Origin of the sequence: Pseudoalteromonas sp. SMS1, from assembly GCF_021530565.1 — a bacterium.
In the GTDB taxonomy this organism is placed as follows: Bacteria; Pseudomonadota; Gammaproteobacteria; order Enterobacterales; family Alteromonadaceae; genus Pseudoalteromonas.
Genome location: NZ_JAKGBI010000020.1, coordinates 75,142 through 97,160, shown reverse-complemented (window position 1 = coordinate 97,160; position 22,019 = coordinate 75,142). Strand labels below are relative to the sequence as shown.

The window sequence follows — 22,019 nt, the reverse complement described above, 5'->3', positions numbered from 1 at the left end:
ATGGAAAATTCAGCGATAGAAACTTTGTTGGCCGAGTTAGATGGCCAAGGGATATTTGTGTATTTACAAGACGGGCGCTTAAAGCTCAGGAGTCGCGATAGCGACCTCCCAGCAGAAAAGCTAGCGTTGATCCGGACTCACAAATCGGAGTTAATCGCCTATATGCAACGGCACCATCAAAAGGTCGGCCGATTGTCTCGAGCACAACAGCGCATTTGGTTTTTAGACCAATATGAAGGCCAATTAAATGCTTACAACATGGCTGGATTATTGAAATTATCCCAGTCATTTTCGGTATCACAGGTGGAGCGAGCGATTAATCGCGTGTTGCAACACTGTGATGTGTTGCGCAGTCAATTTCGCTTAGATGATACTGAGGTTAAGCAGGTTGTGAATCAGGATGCCGTGCTGCATATCAATGAAATTGCGGCATCGCCAAACCTTGACCGGGCTGCGGCGGCTGAACTGGTACAGGACGCACTTCAATACCGTTTTGATTTAGCCGAAGATCTCTTAGTGCAAGCGAGTTTGCTTACACACAATGGTCACGGTGAATGGGTATATTTGTGCATGCATCACATCGTCGCAGATGGTTGGTCTGTTAAGCTCTTTACTCAAGCATTGTTAGATGCGCTCGCGGGTACTGAATATCAAGCGCCTTCGCTACAGTATTTAGATTTTGTCCATTGGGAAAATCAATACCAACAAACTGCTCAGTACCAAACACAGCTTGGATACTGGCAGTCAGCTTTGGCGGATTTGACGGTATTCGAGTTGCCAACTAGCAGGCCACGCAGTACCTATAAACATTATCACGGCAAACAACTTCAGATCGGATTAAACCCAGACGACGTTTCGCAGTTTGAGCAGTACTGCCAATCTCTGGGGGTCACCCTTTCTTCGGGTTACCTCGGGCTATTTTACGCGATCCTGTATCGTTACAGCCAGAACTCGGATATTACCGTCGGTGTACCCGTATTAAATCGCGAGCAACAGGCGTTTGAATCTGTGATTGGGTGTTTCATCAATACCCTACCTATGCGGCTCAAAGTGTCAAATGCGCAATCGCTCAATGAACTACTGAAGCAAACACAAACACAGACAATTGAGGGGTTGGCGAACCAAGCTGTGGCAGTTGAAGACATCATTGATTCACTGGCATTAGCTAAGACGACATCGCACTCTGCGCTGTTCCAGGTATTGTTTAATTACCACGGTGTTGCCGAACAAAACCTTTGCAGTGGCGCACTGCATGGTACGTTACAGGCATTAGATAACAACACCGCAAAGTATGATTTAACCTTGAGCATTGGCGATGCTGAAGGTGGTCATACACTGTGTTTTGACTATGCAAATACCTTGTTTGATGAGCGGTTTATAACGCAGTTTGCTCATGATTACCGCGCACTTATTCTCAGTATTTCTCATCATCAAGGAGCTATCGCAGTGGGTGATATCTCCTTGTATTCAACGAGCCAACTAACCTATGGTGTGGCATTATCCGGCACGACAACAGACACCCCAATGACGGTAGTAGAAGCCATTTATCAAGGCGCGCAACACTATCCAAATAGCATCGCATTGATCCAAACCTATCCAGATACGTCGGATGCAGTAAAGAGCATACGTTATCAGGATTTATGCTGTCAGCTAGAGGCACTGGCGAGCCAGTTGCACGCGGTCCGTATGACCACCTCCGGGCCACTTACTTTGCTGGTGAGCAAAGACGTGGACTGTGTAATATGGATGCTTGGGGCGATGCGTGCGGGGATCACATATATTCCGATAGATGCTGAAATGCCTAAAGCGCGTATTTTAGAGGTGATGCACCAAGCAAAGAGCGATTGGCTCTTGATTGGTGGCGCGCGATTATCAATGCTTGCAGAGCTGGAGGCGCATAGCATCAAGGTGTTCACACCTGACACGCTTGGCACTGCTATGCCAAACCATAATTTGCCTGCGTTTCCAAGCGCAAACAGCATCGCCTATGTGATGTTTACCTCTGGTAGTACAGGGACTCCAAAAGGGGCTGAGCTCAGCCATCATGCACTTTCAAGTTATGTGAACGGGATTTCTGAATATGCAGAGTTTAATCGCAAAACATGTGCTGGTGTGGTGACAGGGCTCGCGACAGACCTTGGGTTGACGGGTATATTTCCAGTGCTCGTTGCGGGTGGTTCAGTTGTCTTGAGCGACACTCAAGAGCCTGTTTTGCTTGTGGACACTTTAGTAAAACAGCGCGTTAATTTCGTCAAACTAACCCCCTCTTTAACCGAAGAGTTATGGCCTTGGCTTTCATCAGCGAATGGACTAGACATTGCTCAATGGGTGCTAGGTGGAGAGTCATTGAGCACTGAACTCGTTACTCATTTATATTCGCTGCCAAAAACAACGCGCGTGTTAAACCATTATGGCCCCACAGAAGCGTGTATTGGTGTTTGTGCCTTTAGTGTACCAAAAAGCTTTGATGGTCACAGTGTGCCAATTGGGCAGCCTTTTGAACATGTTGCTTGTGCAATCTTAGACAATCAACGGCAACCAGTACCAACAGGTACACCAGGAGAGCTCTATATCGGTGGCCCTAGCCTTGCCCGAGGGTATGTGAATGATGAGGGGCAAAGTGCCAAGTATTTTGTTACCTTGACCGATAAGAGTGGTCAACAGGCGCGTTATTATAGAACCGGGGACAGAGTTAAACGTAATTTTGATAATCACATCGAATTTTTAAATCGCTTAGACAACCAGCCTAAAATTAATGGATTTAGAGTTGATTTAGTCGACATTGAAAACAAGCTTTCGGCATTGCCTGAGGTGAACTCGGCAGCGGTGATCAGTCGTGAGGTCGCTGGGAGTGCTAAGCTATTAGGGTATTTTGTGCCCAGTGTGCAGTCGGGGGACATGGTAGATCACCAGCAGTCGATTCGCCAACAGTTAAAACAATTGTTGCCTACGCACTTGATACCAACCTATCTTGTGAGTCTAAATACATTACCCAAACTCGCCAATGGCAAAGTAGATCGTAAACATCTTCAGCAACTGACACTCTCGGTAAATGGCACAAATAGACCACCAGAAACTGAACTTCAAACTCAGTTAATAGGGCTCTTTGAGTCCATAACTGGATGTACTGGGATCGGTATTGAACACAGCTTTTTCAGCGTTGGGGGCCACTCGCTGTTAGCATTGCGATTAATCAATGAGATTACCGAGATATTTTCAGTCACGCTAAGCTTAAAGGATATTTTTGCCAACCCCAGTGTCGCAGAATTAGCGCAATGTATATCTCAGTGTGAGACCAGCAATGAGACGGTCGTCCTACGCAAGGTGGCCACTCAATCTCGCTATCCGTTGTCGTTTGCTCAGCAGCGAATTTGGTTCATAGATCATATGCAAGGCCATAGCCAGCAGTATAACTTACAGGGGGTTTATACACTGCGTGGTGCACTGGACTTTGATTGTCTAGAGCAAGCCTTTAACCGTGTGATTGAATCGCAGCAGATACTGGCTTTTAACTACCATCAAGATCAGGCGGGGGCGGTTTATCAATCACTGAATCAGGCGCTGTCGTTCAAGCTTGGTTTTGAGGATTTAACGCAAGCGAGTAAATCATCTGAGTCACAGCAGGTGGCGCACGCTGTGGCGTACGATGCACAGTTGTCGTTTAACTTATCTGCTGATTTACTGTTGAGAGCAACAGTGCTAAAACTCGCCGAGGAAGAGCATGTACTGATTATTACGATGCACCATATTGTGTCCGATGGATGGTCGATTGCTCTATTGGCTGATGCCATTGGTAAAGCGTATGGTGAACTGAGTACGGTGCCTGCACTGCCGTCGAATTATACATATATGGATTATATAGATTGGCAGCTACGGAGTGCGGAGTCTGAAAAATGGCAGGCGAGTCTAGCATTTTGGCAGGAGGCGCTCAGCGATTTACCGCTGGAACATGAGCTACCCACGGACAGAGTACGACAGAATCAAGCGATCCAAGGGGGAAGTTTATATTGTATAGCGCTGCCAAAAGCGCTGCGCCAGTCGCTCAAAGAGTTTTGCCAAAGTGCAGGTGTCACTTTATTTCAAGTGCTTAAAACGGTCTTTAGTTTGTGGTTGAGTCGTGCTCAGCAACGTCGGGAAGTGGTATTGGCAACACCAGTATCAGGGCGGAGCAGGCAAGCATTTGAGTCGTTGATAGGTAACTTTATTAACACATTAGTGCTGCGAGACAGGCATACCGACAACACAGACTTTAAGACTGCTCTGGCATTGACTCAAGCCCAATTGACCACACTTCAAGATCATCAAGACATCCCTTTTGACCTTTTAGTGGAAGCGCTCCAAGTACCACGCAGTTTAGCATTACACCCACTCGCACAAGTGGTTTTTCGGGTAAACAATGACGTGAACGAAACGCTTAAGTTAGCGGGACTTGATGTCACGTTACATAATCAAACCCAACGCAGTGCCAAATTAGACTTAGAGGTTTCGGTCATTGATGGTGAGTCACACTGCACAGTTGAGTGGTTGTATGATTCTGCACTGTGGGATGAGCAAAGTATTGTGGCATTTGCTGCGCAATTTCAATTGGTATTACAACAATGCTTAGCAGATCCTGAGGTCCGCTTATCTCAATTGCAATTGTGGTCGCCTCAAGCTCAACAGTTGTTTATCGCCAAATCTCAACCAATTGAAATCGCGACCAGTGATCCAACTCCATGGTCGAGTGTGTTTTCAAGTATGGCGAGTCGTTTTCCTCAAAACACGGCCGTGTGTTTCGCCGGTGAGCGGTATTCATATCAGAGGTTAGAGCTGTTATCTAACCAGTTAGCTCACTGTTTATTAGAAATGACTTTTCCTGCGCAAAGTCGTATTGCACTCTTATTACCATCTGGGCCTTTGGTACCTTTGGCGATGCTTGGGATCGCCAAAGCCAATCACGTTTATGTGCCTTTGCATAGTGACGCACCCACTCAGGTGGTGACGCATATTGTAGAAGACGCAGAGGTGATGCTAACGCTGGCGTTGAGTATCGATGCAGAAAAGCTCATCGAAGCGGGCACAGACTTTTTATTATTAGATGATGCGCTAGATACTGACTCTGTACTCAGTGCATACCCTGGACATTTACCATCATCAGAAGAATTAGCGCCTTGTGATACGGCGCTGGCGCGTTGTTTAAGCTATATCATTTACACCTCAGGGTCGACTGGTAAACCCAAAGGTGTGCCCATCACTTATGGGAATTTGCAGGGATATTTACAGCATGCGCATCGTCAGTATGTTGCAACACAAACTCAGGCAATACGTGCAGTGATGAGTACCCCGGTGGCATTTGATGCAACGGTGACGGCAATTTTACCAACCTTAACGGTGGGCGGTGAGCTCACGATTATTCGGGAAGGGGCTGAGCTAATCCCGGATCTGATTAACCAGCTGTGGCAGTCACAATCGAGTCTCTTTAAGTTGACCCCTGCACACCTTCGCGCAGTATCAGGGTTGACCGGAGATGCCGAGGTGTGTTCGAGTGCACATACGGTCGTGATTGGGGGAGAGGCACTTGAAAGTGACGTGATTGCAGCGCTGCGGGTTAAGTTACCCTATTGTCGCTGGATCAATGAATACGGGCCGACAGAGACCACCGTGGGGGTGAGTACTTTCGAGATCCCCCATGAGATGCCAACAGAGATGCTCACTCGTACAGCGGACGTACCGATAGGCTTGCCGATTGAAGGCGTTACCATGTTAGTCGTAGATGAGTTTAATCAGCCTGTCGTACGTAATATGCCTGGCGAGTTACTTATTGCTGGTAAAGTGGTGAGTCATGGTTACATTAATCAGCCCGCGCTGAGTGCGGCTAAATTCAGCATACGGTCCCTTTGCCATACGCAGCAACAGCGCTTTTATCATTCAGGTGATATTGTGAAATGGCAAATTGACGGAGATGGTTATCCATCCGCCTTGCGTTACCTTGGTCGTATTGATGAACAAATTAAACTGCGTGGATACCGCATTGATTTAGACGCTGTTGCACACTGCATCAGATCCATACCTGAAGTAGAGGACTGTGCGTTAACCGTTGACGAGACACAGCAAAGCCTTGCTGCGCATATTGTTTATCAAACAGGCATGGCGCTCAACGAACGGCAAATGCGTCAAGCGCTAGCACAACAATTACCCCCTTATATGGTGCCTGCGGCTTTTCATCAAGTCTGTGACATTCCGCTGACTCGCAATGGTAAGGTCGATAAACAAGCGCTTATGGGGTCCTTACGTGACAGTCAAATGGTCAGTGTCCATGCTGCGATGACTCACTCCGAATCGTTGACTGACATGGAAAGGTACGTACTAGACTTATTCCGCGATGTATTGTTAACAGAGCAAATTGGGCTCGATGATAGCTTTTTTGAACTGGGTGGCCATTCATTATTAGCGATTCGCTTAATCAGTCAAATTCGACAAGAAAAGCAAGTCGATATTACTTTGCCGCAGTTATTTAAAACGCCGAGCGTCAATGCGCTCGCGAATGCAATTCCCGAATTCGAAAAGATCACTGAAGCGCACCAGATCCCCGTCGTGGCGAGAACGAATTCACTCCCGCTGTCATTTGCACAACAGCGATTATGGTTAATTGATCAATTGCAAACAGGCAGTGCTCAGTATCATATGCCTGCCAGTTTTATATTCACAGGTGAGTTAGACCTTGCCGCCTTCAACCGCGCTTTGAGTAGTGTGATTGAGCGGCATGAAGTATTACGCTCGATTATTCTGCCTGGCGCCAGTGGAGAGGCGCCAGAACAATTACCGAGAGCGCAGGTAGAAACTCCATTTGTATACGAGGACATATCGGCTTTGAGCGCTGCGCAGCAGGTGCAAAGAGAGCAGCAATTGGTTGAGCAAGTCTGTGATAAACCGTTTGATTTAAGTCAGGATGTGATGTTACGCATCACGATAATTAAGCGTGCAGAGCACACCTATTGGGTGCACTTTAATATGCATCATATTGCCAGTGATGGTTGGTCTATGGCGATTTTAGTGCGTGAGCTAATTGCATTTTATCGCCATCACAGTGATGAACAAAACTTTCCACTGCCGGCCCATTTATCAAGCCCATTACCGATTCAATATGCAGACTATGCCCACTGGCAGCGCGAAACGCATTTTATACAAGCGCAACAAACGGCACTTGAATATTGGCAGCAGACACTGCAAGGGTGCCCGGTTTTGCACCAGCTCCCTCAAGACTTTGCGCGTCCAAACGTGCAAGAGTTAGCTGGTTTACGCTATAACATGGCATTAAGTGCCTCAACCTCGGCGGCTATTCGAGCGCATTGCCAAACACAAGGCGTCACCTTGTTTATGTGGCTACACAGTGTTTTTACACTGTTGGTGATGCGTTTAAGTGGTGTCAAAGACGTGGCTATAGGTTCCCCTGTTGCAGGCCGAGATCAACAAGAGCTCAATGAGCTCATTGGTTTTTTTGTCAACACCATCGTTATTCGCGGTCAAGCACCACAAGCGATGAGTTTCAACACTTGGTTGGCACAGCAAAAAGAAGTCATTCTTGGCGCGTTTAAGCATCAATCTTTGCCGTTTGAGCAACTGGTTGAAGCGCTCATGCCTGAGCGAAGTTTAAGTCATCAGCCGTTATTTCAAATTCTTTTTGCACTGCAAAATAATGAAGCTGCTGATTTTGCGCTGCCACATCTACATATCGAAATGGAACCTGCCCACGCACCTAACATGAAGTTTGATCTTGAAGTCAATGCAATAGAGCAGGGCGATGGCATTGAGTTAGAGTGGAACTTCAGTCGTGCGTTGTTTAGTACAGAAACGATAGTTGGGTTTGCAAACGCCTTTGCTGTGCTGGTGGAATCTGCATTAAACTCGCCAGAGAGCGAAATTTTGCAATTACCTATACTTAATGGGGCAGAGCTGCAAGCCTTAGTTAAAGCGGGCGTGATGCAGAGCCATCAAGATTGCGTCCCACTGTGTTTACATGATCGTTTTGAAAACATCGCTTATTTACAAAAAGACAAACAGGCTGTCGTGGATTGCCAAGGTGTTAGTTTAAGTTACAGTGAGCTCTGGCAGCGCGCTGGTGATCTCGCAAAACACTTGTTAGTGCAAGGTATACAGCCTCGGCAACGGATCGCAGTGTGCCTCTCACCATCCAGTGATATTGCCGTGTCCTTATTGGCCATTTTGAGAGCTGGGTGTGCTTATGTGCCGATTGATCCCAAACTGCCCGCCAAGCGCATTCAATATATATTACAAGACAGCCAAGCGGCGGGGCTTATCACGCGCAATGATTTAAAGCAGGCACTGGCCAACCTATCGGATTCAATTGAGCAGACCCCATTGATTTTATGTTGCATTGATGAGTCTACACAATGGCTTAACAGCAAAGGTGAGTTACCGAAAGCTCGGGTGTCAGACTTGGCTTACGTGATTTATACCTCGGGCACTACGGGTCAGCCCAAAGGCGTGCAAATCACGCATCAAAACTTATATCACTACTTGTCTTATGTGGTCAGGGACTATACAAATTGCGACCTATCAGGCTGTATCGTTAGTACGCCACTCGCATTTGATGCCACAGTAACTTCCTTATGGGGAGGCTTACTGGCTGGACTGGGCATTGAGTTTTTGGACGACACTGAGCAAATGCTGCCCCAGCTGGCTAAGTGTTTATTCTCGGAACATGCCAAGCTATTTAAGGTGACGCCCGCCCACTTACAAGGGGTGTACGAAGTAATCAAAGGCATGTCTTTACAGCGCACCTTTGATGCTAAACATCAGGTGGTGATCGGAGGTGAGGCGCTGACTTGTGAGGTATTAACTCAGCTTCAGCCATTTTTACCGAATACCTTGTGGATAAATGAATATGGTCCGACAGAAACAACGGTTGGGACGTGTGTGTATCACTGTGACAACGAGACACTCCGTGGGCTTACGGATGCAAACCTCAGGCATGTACCGATTGGTACACCCTTACCATACAGTCAATGTGTTGTTTTGGATGACATGCAGCAATTGGTGCCTCATGGGGTGACGGGGGAGCTATACGTATGCGGAGAAGGCGTGGCGCCCGGATATGTGACGGATACGGCGCACTTTGATCATAAATTCGTGCACCTCTGCTTGGCTGGCAGCAAGACAGCGACTAGGTACTACCGTACGGGAGACAAGGTCAAATGGCTGCGCGACCCGGTTTCTAAAAAGGGGTTGCTGAACTTTGAAGGGCGCACTGATACGCAAATAAAGCTGCGTGGTTATCGTATAGAGCTACATGAAATCTCGTATTATTTAAAACAATTGCATGAGGTGGATGATGCCTGTGTGCTGCTCAATGAAAAACAGGATAACCTAGAAGCCTTCATTATCTGTCGCGGCGAAGTAGACAATGGACCTTTCCCGAGGTTGCTTGAAGGCGCACTGCATACGCAAGTGCGTTCCCAATTAACCGCGCAGTTACCAAGTTATATGCTTCCTCATCGGTTTGTATTGATAGATAAGTTACCGTTGACTTTGAATGGCAAAGTTGACAGTCAAATGTTGTTGGCATGGGCGCGCAATGTTGTTTCCACTCAAACCGAGGAAGCGCCTCAGACAGAGCTAGAAAAGTCGCTACTGGCGATATTTATGCGTGTACTTGAAATAGCGCATTGTGGCGTTAATGACAGTTTCTTCGTCAAGGGGGGGCATTCCTTGTTAGCGGTACAGTGTGTCGGGTTGATACAAGAACAGCTGGGGGTCGTTATGCCGGTACGGGTGTTATTTGAGCGGCCTAATGTATCTGCCTTAGCAAAGTGGATTCGGATTAACGCATCTTTAGGCACCGTTGCACAGGCAAGCACCAAACACCATCAGTGTGGAGATACTTCGAACGATTCTTCGAACGATTCTTCGAACGATTCTTCGAACGATTCTTCAGAGGAGATGTTCCTGTGAACAGTGCTGAGCTGCAAGAAATCGAATCACTGCTCGAAGAAGCATTGGATGCCGGTATCACCCTATATGCCAAAGAAGGAAAGTTGGCCTTTCGCCAAAAAAACGATTTTTCGGAGGCATTAAAACACCGAATCATTGCTAAAAAGCCCCAGCTATTGGCTTATTTTCAGCAGCATAACGAAATGGATAAGCGCGATCATAGTTTTGACATCCCAAAAGCGCGTGATGCGCAATGTATGCCCTTGAGTTATGCACAAGAAGGCCTGTGGTTCATCGAGCAGCTACAAGGTAGCCGTCAGTATTACATGCCCGCTGAATTTCAATTACGTGGTAATGTGTCGGTCAATGCATTAAAAGAAGCGGTGCGGTTGGTTATTCAGCGTCATGATAGTTTACGTTGTACGTTTCATGCTGACAGTGCATCGCAGGGTAAGCCATATGTCAAAACTGCTCGAGAAGTTGTCACCCCGTTCGAGTACTGTGATGTCAGCCATTTAGAAAGTGAAAAGACCACCTACATTCACTCAAAACTAGCTGAGTTTTATGCCCGTCCGTTTGATTTGTCAAAAGATAGTCTTGTCCGTGTATTGTTGATTTCAGACAATCTGCATCATTGGCTGGCTTTCAATATGCATCACATTGTCTCTGATGGCGCATCTATGAGTAATCTAGTTGCTGAAATAGAGCATTGTTATGGCGCTTTGCACAATGAGCAGCCAGTTTCTTTACCTCAATTAACATGCCAGTACGGCGATTATGCACACTGGCAAAAGACGCACCTAAACGACGCCTACTTTGCGCCACATCTAGCATATTTCAAGCGTATTCTACAGGATAAGTCACCGCTTCAGTCACTACCAGCAGATAAACCAAGAAGCGCGCAACAAACGACACAAGGCACACGGTTTATTCAGACGCTACCCAGCTCACTGAGTAAGGCGTTAAAGGTGCTGGCGGCAGAGCAGCAAAACTCCTTGTTTATGTGGTTGATGAGTACCTTTATGTTGTTCATTGCCCGGATCAACCAGCAATCTTCAGTCTTAATTGGCACCCCAGTCCTTGGCCGTGATCATTCCCAGCTTGAAAAACTGATTGGTTTATTTGTGAATACACTGGTTGTTGAGGCCGAAGTTGACCAAAATGTAACATTTGCACATTGGCAGAGTGCCCAGAAGACCCGTATTCTTGAGGCACTGGAATACAGCACGCTACCATTCGATAGGGTGGTAGAGCTGGCTGCGCAGGGACGAGATTTAAGTCATCACCCAGTCGTACAGATATTGTTTTCTCTCACTCAGGGGCAAGATGCTTCGTTGCGTTTACCTGGGCTTGAAGTCATTGAAGCCGAGCCTGAGGACAATGAGTCCGTGGCGGTAAAATGCGATCTAGAATTGCACGTCCAACAGCTTAATGACACGCTGGTATTGAATTGGAAATACGACCGTAACCTGTATGAGCGAGCAACGATTGCACAATGGGCGAAGAGTTTTGAAGTATTGTTAGCTGGCATTGTGGCTGCCCCTCATACCCTTGTTGGTCAGGTGCCGTTGTTGGACGAAACACAAAAGCGGGCAATGTTAGCCCAGCCTCAGTGTCAGCACATTCAATGGCCTCAGCAAGACAATCTTGTTTCTTTGTTCGAACGTCAAGTGGATAAATTTGCGTCTAGGGTAGCATTGACTGATACCGATAGAACTTTGAGCTATCAAGCGCTTGACCAGCAAGTCAATAAATTAGCCGCTGTTTTGCAAGCGCAGGGCGTATATTCTGAGCAGCTTGTGCCAGTGAGTTTGTCTCGAGGCGTTGATATGATAGTCACGCTGTTGGCTATTCTCAAAGTGGGTGGCGCATATGTGCCAATCGACCCCAGCTACCCCGTCGAGCGAATTGAATATATTGTCAGTGATGTTGGGGCGCGTTTACTGGTTTGTGACGCGCAAACCAAAGCGCAGTTTGCGCATTTTGCAGTGGATCTATTGACCGTGGAAGAGGCCTTAAATAGTCAAAGGTATGCGTCTGTGAAGCCCTTCCAACATGTGACAATCCATCCGCAGCAGCTTGCTTATATAATTTATACGTCAGGTACGACAGGCAAACCTAAAGGTGTGCAAATAGAGCACCGGCACGTCGTCCGTTTGTTGCACCCAACCCCCAGCTTGTTTGACTTCAATGAACATGATGTGTGGACTATGTTTCACTCGTTTTGCTTCGATTTTTCTGTGTGGGAAATGTATGGCGCCTTGCTGTTTGGCGGTAAGTTGGTCATCGTCAAACAAGATGTGTACAAAGATACTGCTGCCTTTGCACAGTTGTTGCTGTCGGAGCAGGTCACGGTATTAAATCAAACCCCCAGCGCTTTTTATGTGTTACAGACCTGCATGCTGTCAATTCAAGCTGAACGCGATATTGCACCTGCTGTTCGCTATGTCATTTTTGGTGGAGAAGCGCTACAGCCAAGCAAACTTAAGGCTTGGCATGAAATGTTGCCCAGCTGCCAGCTTATTAATATGTATGGGATCACCGAGACAACGGTACATGTGACATTCAAACACCTCTGCCATGAGGATTTAGCGCTTGGCGTCAGTAATATTGGCAAGCCAATTCCCACGACCTCTTGCTATGTCTTGGACAAACACAAACAGCTACTTCCGCAAGGTGCAATTGGAGAGCTCTATGTTGGAGGAGAGGGGGTTGGTCGAGGTTATTGGCAACGACCAGCGCTCAATGATTCGCGTTTTTTTGAGGTCAGTTTATCGTCCCAACATCGTGAACGAGTTTATCGTTCTGGTGACTTAGTTAGATTGTTACCAAGTGGTGAAATGACCTATGTCGGGCGACTTGACGAGCAGGTGAAGGTGCGTGGTTACCGCATTGAATTGGGCGAAATTGAAAATCAGCTGAGGTTACATCCAAAGATCAATGAAGCGATCGTGTTGTTGGACCATACCGCACCACAAGGCGCAACCATTGAAGCGTTCGTGACCGAATATGCCAATGCGCAATTTCAAGATTTAGCCAGTGAACTTAAAACGTTTTTAACGCTGACATTACCTGACTTTATGTTACCTCGTAGTGTCACGAGTGTGGCCGAAATACCGTTGACCAATAATGGTAAAGTCGATAAAAAACAGTTGCTTCTATTGCTCGAAAAGCGTGACCAATCAAGTCAATATGAAGCGCCCAATAGCGAGATAGAGCAACGGGTCGCCTATGCCTTTGAGCAGGTGTTGCAATGTGAACAAGCAGGCAGACACAGTGATTTTTTCAACTTGGGTGGGCACTCGTTACTGGCTGTTGAGTTAGTTAACTTTTTACAAACGCATGACCAGTTTACGGTGTCGTTGAAAGAGGTGTTTCAATTTCCAAGTGTCGCAGCGCTCTCTGTGCAGATTGAAAAATCCATGACGCAAAATCAGGAGATGTTAATCCCTCGTTCGAATGATCAGCGATGTGCGCCATTGTCATTTGGGCAGCAGCGCTTGTGGGCATTAGATGCGATTGAAAATCAGGGACAGACGACGGCGTTGTATCATGTCCCGCTCTTGTTTGAATTAGAGGGGTCACTAAATCAAGCCGCTTTTGAGCAGGCGTGGTTTGCCGTACTTCAGCATCACACGATTTTACGCACAGTATACCGTCAAAGCGCGCAAAGTGACGTGGAGCAACACGTACTCTCTATGGAAACAATGCCAATCACGTTTGTTGATGTCAGCGATAAGTGTGATGCAGAGGTCGAATTGACATGGCGCAAACTACAAAGAGACGACAGCCAACGGGCCTTTGATCTACACAATGATTTAATGCTGCGCATATATTTACTAAAGGCGTCGTCAAATCATTTTAAATTGCTGATTAATATTCATCACATTGCCTGTGATGCACATTCCCTGCGTTTAATCGTCAGAGACGTCACCCACGCCTATGCAGCGCTTTGCGAGACAATGTCTAGCAATGACGTGCTCGCTAGTGCACCAGATACCGTCAGCTATATTGACTATGCCAACTGGCAGCGTACTCAGTTGCAAGGGCAAGCATTGGAGCAACATCGACACTTTTGGCATGCCCAATTATCGGATGCGCCAGTGGTACATCAATTGCCGCTGGATAGCGCGCGTATCAGGCAGGCGCCGTCGTTGGGAGGGCTGTATGTTCAGCGCTTTGATAAACCGCTGCATACACAGATTACAGGTCAATGCCAACACCTTGGCGTTAGCATGTTTATGTGGCTTCATAGCTTATTTTCACTGGCAGTTGCGCGATTCAGTAACACGCATGATGTCGTGATTGGTTCGCCTTTTTCAGGTCGTATGACGTGTCAGCTCAATGATGTGGCTGGTTTTTTTGTCAATACCCTACCGATTCGCATGCGCTTTGATGAGCAATGTTCCATCCAAGCTTTGATGGCGCAACAAAAAGAGGTGATACTGGCTATCCATGAACATCAAGCCATGCCATTTGAGCACATTGTTGATGTCTTGCAACCGCCTCGAGATCTCAGTCATCACAGTCTCTTTCAAATCAGTTTTGCGTTCAACCCGATAGAAGAGACGACGCTAAACTTGGTTGATTTACAGGTGAAAGCCATTGAGGCAGAGCAGGTCAGTGCGAAGTTTGAGTTGGATGTTACCTGCAGCGAAACAGCAGATGGATTAGCCTTAAATTGGATTTACAATAGGTCTTTGTTTAACTCAAAGACTGTAACACGTTTGGCGCAAGCGTTTGAAACTCTGGTTTTGGGCGCGCTTGCATCCCCCGACGCAAAAGCCAGCCGTTTGCCAATGATGGCGGATTGGCAAGGTGCAATTTTGCAAGGTCGTCGTTCAGTATCACAGCCAGATGATATCATCTCTCAGATCATGGCGCATCAGGCGACTCCCGAGCTGTGGCAGCGTACAGCACTGATTGAATCAGATGGGCGAAAAATCAGTTATCAAGCGCTGGACAACGCCTCGCAACAGCTTGCGCAAGCGCTATTAACCGCTGGGGTGTCAGAGCGTGATACTGTCCTCATATGCTTGCCCGCGGGTGTAGATTGGGTTGTGACGATGTTTTCTGTTATGCGCATTGGGGCGTGTTATGTGCCCATCGATCCGAGCTACCCAGAGGAGAGGATTCGTTATATCGCCGCGGATTGTGGTTGTCAGTGTGTGGTGACATACACACTATTTGCTGACATATTGGCGCAATTACCCACCCACTCTGCACCGCTGATTTTGCTAGACAATATCAAGTTTCCCGCGCAGTCGAGTTGTGCAATCTTGCCTCACCGCCAATTAGAAAAAACGCAGCCTGCTTATGTCATTTACACCTCGGGTACCACCGGTCAGCCAAAGGGGGTAATCGTACCCCATCAAGGACTGAGTAATTTATGTCAATGGCACCAGCGTGCGTTTGCCGTGGACAAGAACAGCGTTGCGACACAAACCGCTAGCGTAGCATTCGATGCGGCCACGTGGGAAGTGTGGCCGTATTTATGCGCTGGGGCAACGTTGACCTTTGTACCAAAAGGGACCTTGAGTGATGCGCAAGCCCTAAGTGCTTATATGGACAAATTTGCGGTAACACATAGCTTTTTAGCCACCCCCATTGCGATGGCGGTGATGGCAGACAGTGCATTTAGTCCGCGTGACTTACACTATTTACTCGTGGGGGGAGATAAACTGAATGCCATCGATGTTGAGCGTTTTAATTTTAACGTGGTCAATAATTACGGTCCGACTGAAACATCGGTGGTGGCAACTTCTGGTGTGGTTAACAACACTTCAAGTGTGCCAGATATTGGCAAACCGATCGACAATACCCAGTTATTGCTCCTAGATAAACAAGGGCAATTACAGCCGCTTGGCGCGATAGGGGAGTTATGTATTGCAGGGGCAGGTGTTGCACTGGGCTACCTTAATCGTGAGCAACTCAGCGAGCAGCGCTTTATTCACTGGCAGGCGCCCAGCGGCGAAGTTATCCGCGCATATCGCAGTGGAGATATGGTGCGTGAGTTAGGCCATGGTCGCCTCGCGTATCTCGGGCGAAACGATGAACAAGTTAAATTGCGTGGTTACCGTATTGAGCTGGATGAAATCGCGGCGCAAATAAAGCAGTTAAACAGTATTGAAGAGTGTACGGTATTACTTTGCAACAATGCCAATGAACGCCAGCAATTAGTCGCTTTTTTAGTGCCGATGAAAACCGCAGACAGTCAGAGTTGCACACACTCAGTCGCGGGACATTTACAAAGCGTATTACCGAGCTATATGTTGCCAAGTCACTACATTGCATTAGAAGCATTACCACTGACAGCCCATGGCAAAGTAAACAATCGCGCCTTGCAAGAGCAGTTTGAAACGCAGCAAGTCAGTGCAAAGTTGGATGAGTTACCCGAGCAAAGTGCAGCAACGCCATTGCAAGACGGATTACTTGGGCTATATCGTGAAGTGTTAAACCGCCCCTCATTAACTGTACATTGCGACTTTTTTGCGTGTGGTGGCGATTCGATTTTAAGCATTCAAATTGTCAGTCGTGCACGGGCCTTAGGTTGTGAACTTAATGTGGCTGACATATTTGCTTTTCCAAGCGTCGCAAAACTCAGTGAACATGTGGCCGCGTTGCAGCCCAAGACGAGAGAGCATTGCGAGAGCTTACCTTGCGAGGGGGTACTCAGCCCATTACCCGCTCAGCAATGGTTTTTAGCACATACTTTTGAAGTCCCTGAGCACTGGAACCAAGCCGTGATGGTGTCGGTGAACAAAGCAACGGAAGTTACCGATATTCAGCGTGCGATGATGCACTTGATAAACCATCATGACAGCCTACGTTTAGTGGTTGAGCCACAGTCTCACTCGCTGATGTTTTCCACGGACATAGATATCACGCAGGTGATTGAGGTGGTGGATATGCGTGATATAGCGGATTGGCGTGCACAGTGGTTGGTGCAATGTGAAGCAGCTCAGCAGTCATTACGGTTCGATGGTAGCCCATTGTTGAGGGGGGTACTTGCCATCACACCCGCAGAAGAGGAGATGAATCGATTGATGGTGGTTGCGCATCACCTGTTGGTCGATGGTGTCTCTTGGCGTGTATTGTTAGAGGACTTAGCGAGTAGTCTGCAAGCCTGTGTTGGAAAATCGGCGATGCCAAAAAGGCGAGTGCAGGCAAATCTTCAAAAAATCGCGGCACATTTTTGCGATTACGCGCGCCACGGTGCAGAGATAAGCGCGTGGACAGAGTGTGTGGCAGCTGCAAACCAGCAGCAGTTTATAACGTCACCTTCGATAGACACAGCTGATGTGGTGGCGCGATCACAATTGACATTGCCCAGCGAGCAGACGCAAGCACTGCTTACCTGTGCCAATCAGCCCTATAACACGCGTATTCAAACTTTGCTATTAGCGGCATTACAACTTGCCGTGATGACACAATATCAGCAGCAATCACAAGTGGTGATGATGGAAGGTCATGGTCGCACTTTATTACAAGATGAGGTCAAAGGCAGCGAGACGGTAGGCTGGATGACGGCCATGTATCCATTGCATCTGTATGTGAATTCGAGTGCCGTAGAAGATGTGATTTGCGCCATTAAAGAAGCCTTGCATTGTGTGCAGTCTCACTCAGATGAGTACGGTATCTTGCGTTATATGCACCCTGACGAGGCGCAAAGACAGGCACTTCACATTGACACTAAAAAACTGATTTTTTTCAACTATCTCGGTCAGTTGGACACTGTCATCCGTCAGCAAGGGGGAATTGGAGATGCTGCGGAGTGCTGTGGAGCGTTAATCAATGCGCAGAACCATTGCTTCTATGCCATGCAACTGACCGCGGCAATCTCATCAGGTGTACTCACTATTAATATAGACTTCGATACAGCAACGGTCAGTGGGGCGGATGCGCGCGCTTTCAAACATGCACTCGCCAGTGCCATAGAGACTGTCATTGCGCATTGCTCGGGATTATCCAAGCGCTGGTATACGGCGAGTGACTTCCGCCTTTTATCTCCTTGTTCGACGCGTCAGCTCAATCATTTGATGACACGCTATCAGGCGGAGCAGGTTACAGATGTCTACCCACTAAGTCATTTGCAGCAGGGTATGTGGTTTCAAAGCCAGTTAGATCAAGATCATGCTCACCCTTATCTCGAACAGAGCAAAATGATCTTTAGTGGTTACTTTGATAGTGAGGCTTTTGTGTATGCTTGGCAGCAGGTCATGGCACAGCACAGCATATTGCGTACAGCATTCAATACTCTGGATGGAGAGCCCGTACAGTTGGTATTAGAAAACTGTGAGCTGCCAATTGAGATTAGCGCTTATCAAGCTATTCCCGTGAGCGAACAAAAAGACTACTTAGAAACAGTCGCAGATCAAGAGTACCAGCTCGGTATTGCGCTTGATAATGCGCCTTGTATGAAACTACGCCTGTTGCCAATGGCTGATGCGCATTGGGGGTTTGTTTGGACCTACCATCATATGATCATGGATGGTTGGTCATTACCTGTGTTGTTCAATGATCTACTGTGCTTTTATAACGCGCGGATTGAAGGGCGCGGTATGACAATGGAATTGGACAATTACGTCGACTTTATTCAATACATCCATCACCATCCCGAACCAAAGCAAGCCCAGTTTTGGCAGGCATACTTGCAAGATGCGGGCAGGCCAACCTTAATTGGCGAGTATCTCCAGACTGGTGTCGCGCCTGAAGACGTGATGTATCAAGAGCAGACCTTGCAGTTGCCCAAAGCGTTATGTGCGCAAATTAATGGACTGACAGCCAAGCTAGGAGTGACTGCAAACCAGGTGATCCAAAGTGTATTTGGCTACTGGTTAAGTGTGTGTTGTCAGAGCTCGTATGCGTTATTTGGTCAAACAATTGCTGGTCGTCCAGCGGCACTACGCAATATGGAAAATCGAGTCGGTGCATATATAAATACACAAGCGGTATGGATAGCGATTGATTTAGAGATGTCTGCCCAGGATTTTTTACTGGCATGCAAAGACAATTTTGCAGCTTTAAGCCATTACCCCCAGAGCGCCTTAAGTGATGCTCACAAAATGAGCCCAATTGACACCAACAGTGATCTGTTTGATGTTTTATATGTGTTTGAAAACTTTCCTCAATCACCACTGGGCGCACAGGCTGATGCCCCTTTTGAGGTGGTGTATCGCAGTGAGCGTGATCAAACACATTATCCTCTGACGTTGGTGGTATCGGGTAGCGAGCAAGTGTCATTGACCGCTTGCTACCAAACAAGTGTATTATTGAGAGAACAGGCTAAGCACTGCTTGGCGGTTCTCGCACAATTAATTGACGCTGTTTGTCAGGCTCCGCAGCAACCACTCCGCGCGCTGTCTCTGCTGCTGCCCCATGAATGTACAGTAGACAAATCCCTGCCCATCCCTACTGTCAAACTTGGGTTGACCAATGAAAAAATAACGTCGTCAACTCAGCATCACCACGCTATACCTGCAGTATTTTCTGACATTGTCAGGCGCTATGAACAGGAGGATGCAGTCGTCTTTTTCGATGGGCATCAGGGCGGCCCAATTCAAAAACTGAGTTATGGGGCATTGGATCGCCAATCAGACCAATTGGCCATTTGGTTGCAATCCCAGTTTAAAGGGGAGAACACACAGCCTATTGTCGGTATTTGTATCGCGCCCAGTGTTGAGTTGGTGGTGGCGATTATGGCGGTTTTAAAAGCTGGAGCCGCTTACTTACCGCTCACCACGGCATTGCCTGAAAAAAGAAAGTCTCTGATTGTAAATGATGCGAATGTCGCTTTGATCCTAGCGGACAGTGCTGTGTGGCAAACAGAGCAAGTAACGTGTCAAACCTACCAACTAAAAGACATTGAATATGAAATGATAGATACACAGGTTGAGCTCGCGATGCCCTCACCGTCTCAGTTGTGCTATGTGATTTATACGTCAGGGACCACAGGTACCCCCAAAGGCGTAATGGTTGAACAACAAAGCGTCTTAAATTATGTCGGTTTTTTATCGAATGAGTATGGGATCACTAATCGAGACAACTATTTGCAATTTGCCAGTTTCAGTTTTGACGTGTTTGCTGAAGAGCTATTTTGTAGTTTATTAAATGGTGCCACCTTGGTGCTGAGTGATCAAACATCGCTGTTAGACATGCAGCAATTGAGCGACTTAAGTTATCGAGCTGATTTAACCTTGATGAGTTTGCCGACGGCCTTTTGGCACCAGCTTAGTTCAGTTGCGTTAGACCTCAATCCTCATCTGCGCATCATCACCATCGGAGGGGAGCAAATGCAAGTTGCTGCTTTACGTAAGTGGCAGGCCCAACAAGGTGAACGCATACGCTTGATCAATGCATATGGACCAACCGAGGCAACTATCTCGACTACTTTGCAGGATGTGACCAGTTTTAAAGGGGATGAGGTGGCAATAGGTCGAGCTGTCGCAGGCATTAAACTCCATATATTGGACGCAAATTTAAAACCACTACCGAAATATATACCGGGAGAACTTTATGTCAGTGGGATAGCGCTTGCGCGTGGATATTTGGGGGATGAACAGCGCACCGCACAGGCCTTTATCACGGATCCCGATACAGGGATCAGATTATATAAGACAGGCGATAGAGTAAAATTAAATGAACAAGACGAGCTTGTTTATCTCGGACGACAAGATGGGCAGGTGAAAGTACGTGGCTACCGTATAGAGCTGGCAGAAGTGGAACGGCACTTATTGGCATTGGATGGGATCCAACAGTGCGCCGCAGTGGTTAGGCAAGATGCCAGTGAGCACGCACAACTGGTTGCTTTTGTGGAGCTCGAGAATGAATCTACTGCCATATCAGCGTGGCGCGCGCAGCTTACGTCGCGTTTACCAAGCTATATGATCCCACAGCAGTGGGTAGTTGTGAGCAGTCTACCTCATACCCCGAATGGTAAGTTAGACCGTAAAGCGCTGGTTGTGCAAGCACAGCAATTTGAAACACAACCTACTCAATACCGAGCACCGAGCAGCGTATTGGAAACAGGCCTAGCGAGACAGTTTGCCGCACTTTTGAAAGTAGAACGTGTGGGGCTTGATGATGACTTCTTTTTACTTGGGGGCCATTCGCTGTTAGTTATGCGGCTGGTAGCAAGCATTGAAGCTCAACTAAACCTAACAATTCCTCTGGCAAAAGTAATACAGCATTCAAATGTCGGCGCGTTAGCGCAGTACATTGAGCAGCAACGACAAGCGGTAAGAGAGAGTGAAACTGCAACGCGTACATTAATGTGTTTACAAGATGGAGAGGCAGGCTTTAGGCCTGTGGTTTTGATAGCGGGCGCGGGGGGGATGTTAATGGCCTTTCAGCGTTTAGTCGAGGAATTGGATCCTCGGATCCCTGTTTATGGATTGCAACCTGATGAAATCGCTTATGAATCAGAGGTTGTGGGATCCGTTGAAAAAACCGCGGAACATTACTTAGCCGCCATCCACATGTTGCCCTCGGTACACTTAGTCACCCATTCATTTGGTAGTTTTATCGGTTACGAAATGACCAAAAAAGCGAAGCTGCGTCAAATCAGCTCGCTTACCATACTGGATACTCCACTACCGAGTGCACCGGCCAATCAAATGAGTGACGCACAAATAAGTCAATTCATATTGGAGAACCTTTGCGAATTTTTCCAATTAACGCCGCGACAAACTGAGATTGACCACTATATTCAAATGGCTGAATCGACAAAGTTGGTGATACTGGCCAGTTGGTTGTCGCAAGTGGGGGTTTATTTTTCTCAGGCGCAGCTGGGACGTTTTTACCAAACATATAGGGCACAGTTGCTAGCACAAGTAACATTGGACGCCCCATTACCAGAAGTACCTGTTACCGTAATCAAAGCAGCAAAAACGGCAAAGTTTGAGGGGCGAGAAGTCAAATTGGACATGGGATGGCAGCGTGTGGTTAGGGACATCAAAGCATTTGAAGTAGACGGTGATCACCTTTCAATTTTACGAAACCAAGAGGAAGTAAAGCACCTAGTGGTAGAGATAGAAAGTAACTACATACTGCACAAGTAAATGTAAACATTATGTTTTAATTTTATCTTA

The 22,019-nt window shown here is 47.2% G+C and carries 2 protein-coding genes; both read left to right on the top strand.

The window, feature by feature from the left end; genetic code table 11:
• The gene (locus L1286_RS19400; RefSeq protein ID WP_235408670.1) at positions 1-9,951 is read left to right on the top strand and encodes a non-ribosomal peptide synthetase; all 9,951 of its coding nucleotides are present in this window, start codon (positions 1-3) and stop codon (positions 9,949-9,951) included.
• Entirely contained in the window at positions 9,948-21,989 is a 12,042-nt protein-coding gene (locus L1286_RS19395) for a non-ribosomal peptide synthetase (protein ID WP_235408669.1), read from the top strand. Before L1286_RS19400 ends, L1286_RS19395 begins: the two co-directional genes overlap by 4 nt.
• The last annotated feature ends 30 nt before the right edge of the window (positions 21,990-22,019 follow it).

What these genes read in the sequence shown, in the direction of transcription:
- L1286_RS19400 (WP_235408670.1), top strand. Translation starts at nt 1, where the DNA reads ATGGAAAATTCAGCGATAGAAACTTTGTTGGCCGAGTTAGATGGCCAA.